Here is a 4,642-nt window from a genome sequence, read left to right on the forward strand (position 1 = left end):
CGCAAAGCCCACGGGGACGCGGAGGGCACCCGGGCCCTGATCCAGGTGTTGCTGCTGAGCCGTCACATGGCCCACGAGCACGTGGTCTCCGGGATCGCCGCAGCGCTACGAGTGGGAGCGCTGACCTGCGACGCGGTGGCGCTGGAGGCCCGCAAAGCAGCCGAGTCCGAAGAACCCGCCACCCCTGCGGCACNGGTACCCGAGCCTTCCCCGGTCGTGTCCTTGACCGAGAGGCGGCTGGCCCAGCTCCCGCCCGACAACCGCCCGCTGCCTTCGGTGGCCGCCTACGACAACCTGCTTCGCCGCCGCACGAGCGACACGTCCCGCCACGTAGACGACTAGGAAAGGCACCGCCCTTATGACCACCAGCCGCCCCCGAGGGCTGACCGAGCAGGCCGCTGAGAGCGCGACCGACTCGGCCTGCCGGATGCTCAAGCTGCCCACGATCAGGACCAAGTTCACCGACATGGCCGAGACCGCGGCCCGCGAGCAGATGACCTACACCGGTTTCCTCGCTGAGCTGTTGATGGCCGAGTGCGATGACCGGGCCCGCCGCCGCTCCGAGCGGCGGATCAAGGCCGCGGGTTTTCCCCGGCAGAAGTCCCTGCGCGAGTTCGACTTCGAGGCCAACCCCAGCATCGACCCGGCAGTCGTTCACACGCTGGGCTCATGCGAGTGGGTGAAGAAAGGACAGCCCCTCTGTCTCATCGGTGACTCGGGCACGGGCAAGTCCCACCTGCTCATCGCGTTGGGTACCGAGGCCGCGATGAACGGGTTCCGGGTCAAGTACACCCTGGCCACCAAGCTGGTCAACGAGCTGGTCGAGGCCTCCGACGACAAGCAGCTCGGCAAGACCATCGCCCGCTACGGGCGGGTGGACCTGCTCTGCATCGACGAGCTCGGCTACATGGAGCTGGACCGGCGCGGAGCCGAGCTGCTGTTCCAGGTCCTGACCGAGCGTGAGGAGAAGAACAGCATGGCCATCGCCTCCAACGAGTCCTTCGGCGGATGGACCAAGACCTTCACCGACCCGCGGCTGTGCGCGGCGATCGTGGACCGGCTCACCTTCGGAGGAGCGATCATCGAGACCGGCACCGATTCCTACCGGCTGGCTCAGACCCGCGCTGCCGCGGGCTGACCCACCGGACCATCTGTTCGCGAGCCGCCCGAAAGGTCTCGGGCGGCTTTGACGTGTTGGGTGCTGTTAGAACTCATCGACATTCCGGTCCCTGTGAACGCCCGACCGCTGCTGGAACTCATCGATAAGTGCTCTCCAAACTCACCGACGTAGCCATTGGGGCATCCGCCCTTGCGGTAGGGCCTGCCCGTCTGCGGGTCCCGGCACCAGCAGCGCCTGAAGACATGGCCTCGCATGACCGCCTCCTCGTTCAGAGTCCCGTGTAGGGCGAGAGGACCGTCCTCTCCCCTGAGAAGAAACAAGGACGACGGCTCCCTGTCGCGTGACAGGTGGACCCCTGAAATCGCGCACCACACCCGGCTCAAGGACGCGGAGGGCACGCACACAGCACGCACCGCCTCCCACTGCCCATCAGCCGCCAGTAGGCGTCCCGCCAGAACCGGCACCGGCGATGACGCGCGGCCCACGCTGCAACGAGCTGACGAACCTGCTCTGGCGGGACCTCGATCTCAGCGAGCCGGGCATCATCACCATCCGCGGCACGAAGACACCGCGCAGCTACCGGACCTTCCACCTGGGCCAAGAGAACGTCGCCGCCCTACGCCGCTGGTACCGGGTACAGGAACAGGAACGCTGGGAAACCGGACCGCAGTGGAGGCACAGCGGCCACGCCTTCACCAGACCCCCAGGGCAGACCGGTGACACGCAACGCCCTGTGGCACCGCTTCACACGGCTCACGGCCAAAGCGGACCTGCCGTCCATTCGGCTCCACGACCTACGGCACTGCGCCGCAAGCCTCGGCCTGACCGCGGGCACCGACCTCAAGGTCATCTCCGAGACACTCGGCCACCGCCACCACTCGTTCACCGCCGACACCTACACGAACTTGATGCCCGAGAGCGACCGGGAGGCCGCTGACGCGGTCTTCGACATCATCCCCCGCAGGGTGGCCTGACCTCTCGGGCGGGAGTGTCGCTGCCTTACGAAGCGCCCTGGCAGCCGAATGTCCCCTCCCTGGACAGGGAGGGGACACCGTGTACTGTGTGGCGTGCTCAGGGCGGGCCGGGGTTGAAGACGGCGTGTGTGCCCACCCGGCGCCAGATGACATGCGGCTTGCCCGGGTACCGTTCCTGGCCGTACTCCCACGTGGCGCGCCCATCGGGTGCCCAGGTCATTTCGTAGACCCCTGGGGCTCCCTGGACGCCCTTGACGCGCAGGCCCGGTCGGAACTGCCCCTTCTCCACGTCGGGTGCGAACTCGGTGGTGACCACCCGCCGGAAGCGCTCCGCCTGTCGGCGGGCGAGCTTCTTGTAGTCGGCCCGGAAGCGGGGGGTGGTGGCGAACGTGGCCAGTGCTCTCAGCTCTCCTCGTCGTGTTCCAGAGCGTCGAACATCGACTCCGCGTCCTCGAACTCCTCGGTCTCGCCCGCGGCGATCTGCTCGCTGGCCTCCCGCTCCCCGTGCTGCCATTCGGGGTCCCAGAACCACGCCTGGTCGGCGGGGACCGAGGTCATGCCCCTCAGTATGACCTGGCCGCTCTCCGTGATGTCGAACTCGACCTCGTCGCCCTCCCGGATGTGCAGGGCTTCGGCGACCTCTCGAGGCAGGGTGACCTGGTTCTTACGGCGCATCACCGCACGCCGGCGTCTCGCCCTCGTCTCGTTCATGGTCAGCGGCCTTCCACCTGGTGGGGCGTGCTCCGGCTTCCCTCCGGGGCACGTTTCCAGGATGACTCTAAGGGTCGGAAAGTTCAACTTTCCTACCTGCGGCCTATCGATCAATCTCGCGCAGGACTCGCTGTCCTGCGCAAGACCGGCCGCGGAACGCTCCACGGATCCGTTTCGCGTGGTGAGCCAGTATCCGCCGCAGGTGAAACGATCGAGTTCAAGAAACCTCACTGGTGATCAGATCACCGCTGCGGCTGGCCGGGTCCCGGCGAGCGTCCACGGCCATGCGGGTAGCGCGTTGCCACAGCTCATCGGGGTATCTCCTCGGTGCTGGCACGTCTCTCATCCTTCCCAGGTTTGAGAGCCTCCATCACACCCGGCACGAAACACGGACTCCCCCACTCACCGTGCCGCCACTCGGGGTCCCAGAAGCATGCCTGGCCGGCTCCGCGCATGCGTCACAAAGCCCGGACCGTGATGACCAGCGGGGTCCGGATTCCGTGCTGTGCGCCGGCCTCGACCAGAAAAGCGACCAGCCACCCCAGGGCGTCCAAAGACCACTCGGCGACCGTTCCGTCGATACTCACCCGGTGGTGGCCGGGACCGTTCCACAGGTGGTCAGCGATACCGGGAACCAGCCCTTCGGCCGCGTCCGCGCCACCCCGCGCCAACCCTCTCCCGCACGAGAAGACCTGCTGCTTCCATGAACGCATCCACGCGAGCATCCCGGGAGCGGCCTGGACGACGCCGGGGACCTGCCCACTGTCCAGGGTGACGCGAACCCGTCGGCCGGAGCCGGTGTCGGCGAACCATCCGGCGTCCTGGAGCAGCGGAGCCAAGGCCGAGACGGCCGTGTCATCCGGGACGGAACGATCGGGCATGGGCACGAGGATCTGCAACGCTTTCAGGTCCAGGACACCGATCCGCGCCGCTACCTGACCCGCACAGGACAGGAACGGCTGGACCGGCGGCGGCCGGTCGGCCGCCGCGGTCGGCTCCACCTGGAACCACAGTCTGCGCGTCATCGCGTGCGCGGAGCCCGTACCGGCGTCCTGTCCGGCGTCGTTCATGCCCCACAGGCCGCCAGGGGTACCGGGCTCGGCCTCGGTGAGCCAGGCCATAGCGGAGGACCGGGCGAGGAACAGACCGTAGGCGTCGGAGCGGGCGGTGCCCGGTGTGTACCGGGGGTGCACCGCCAGTCCTCCGTGCAGTGCCGCCAGCATCGTGTCCCCACCCATGCCCGGGCCTCCCCAGGGTTCCTCAGTGCTCACAGTAGATGTTCTTAGTGGTGGTGATGAGCTTGCTGGGGTCATCGATCACCCCGACCAAGTCCACGTCGACGACGCTACGCCACGAGGTCAGTTCGCCGTCGGTGCACGAGGCCCGCCCGGTGGCACGGTTCCCAGCTCCGCCCCCGCTGTACACCGTGTCCTGGCCGACGATGCCCTCCGTGCGCCAAGAGCCGTCGCTGTAGTACTGCTGCAGTTCCACCGTGACGACCGCTTGAATAGCGCTGCAGTTGCCGTTGACCCACCAGCCGTGGGTGGTGTCAATTCGTTGAAGCAACGCCCTCGCCCTGGCCCTCCAACAGTTGCTTGTGGAACACCTCTTGCGGTGTGTAGAACCCCAAGCACGCCCGAGGACGGGTGTTGAGCTCCTCAGCGATCGCGGTCAGGTACGGCTGATGCTGCGGGATGTCGGTGCCCTTGGGCAGATACTCCCGGATCAGGCGGTTCGTGTTCTCGTTCGTGGGCCGCTGCCACGGCGAGTGCGGATCAGCGAAGAACACCGGCAGGTCAGTGGCCACCGTCACCGCGGCGTGGCGCCCCGTCTCCGT

Annotated in this window: 7 protein-coding genes and 1 pseudogene; 3 read left to right on the forward strand and 5 right to left on the reverse strand. The window is 67.5% G+C overall.

The features are described from left to right. From B042_RS26185 to B042_RS26190, 3 genes and pseudogenes are all read left to right on the forward strand, one after another. Nucleotides 1–342, forward strand: a pseudogene (locus B042_RS26185) (IS21 family transposase); the annotation flags it as partial. A gap of 16 nt (nt 343–358) precedes the next feature. Then, nucleotides 359–1,138, forward strand: a complete 780-nt coding sequence (istB, locus tag B042_RS0116770; protein WP_028649293.1) for an IS21-like element helper ATPase IstB — start codon at nt 359–361, stop codon at nt 1,136–1,138. 698 nt (nt 1,139–1,836) lie between these two features. After that, nucleotides 1,837–2,094, forward strand: coding sequence for a tyrosine-type recombinase/integrase (locus tag B042_RS26190; protein ID WP_051415758.1), 258 nt, complete (start codon nt 1,837–1,839; stop codon nt 2,092–2,094). Between the two features lie 97 nt (nt 2,095–2,191). Here the strand turns inward: B042_RS26190 and B042_RS23605 are convergent, their stop codons facing one another. The 5 genes from B042_RS23605 to B042_RS23615 form a co-directional block, all read right to left on the reverse strand. Further along, nucleotides 2,192–2,410 (reverse strand): hypothetical protein, encoded by a 219-nt coding sequence (locus B042_RS23605; protein WP_036555413.1) that lies wholly within the window; start codon nt 2,408–2,410, stop codon nt 2,192–2,194. Between the two features lie 86 nt (nt 2,411–2,496). Continuing rightward, on the reverse strand, nt 2,497–2,769 hold the full coding sequence (locus tag B042_RS0116785) for an AbrB/MazE/SpoVT family DNA-binding domain-containing protein (RefSeq protein ID WP_028649295.1): 273 nt from the start codon (nt 2,767–2,769) through the stop codon (nt 2,497–2,499). Nucleotides 2,770–3,263: 494 nt separating this feature from the next. Next, the gene (locus tag B042_RS0116790) at nt 3,264–4,043 is read right to left on the reverse strand and encodes a hypothetical protein (protein ID WP_028649296.1); all 780 of its coding nucleotides are present in this window, start codon (nt 4,041–4,043) and stop codon (nt 3,264–3,266) included. A 22-nt stretch (nt 4,044–4,065) separates the two neighbouring features. Next, nucleotides 4,066–4,371 carry a hypothetical protein gene (locus tag B042_RS23610; RefSeq protein WP_155989151.1) on the reverse strand — a complete coding sequence of 102 codons (306 nt, stop codon included), beginning with the start codon at nt 4,369–4,371 and terminating at the stop codon, nt 4,066–4,068. After that, nucleotides 4,355–4,642 (reverse strand): IS30 family transposase (locus B042_RS23615; protein ID WP_155989153.1); only part of this gene is annotated, 288 nt, incomplete at its 5' end. The genes B042_RS23610 and B042_RS23615, both read right to left, overlap by 17 nt.

This window comes from Nocardiopsis sp. CNT312 (genome assembly GCF_000515115.1).
Classification (GTDB): Bacteria; Actinomycetota; Actinomycetes; order Streptosporangiales; family Streptosporangiaceae; genus Nocardiopsis.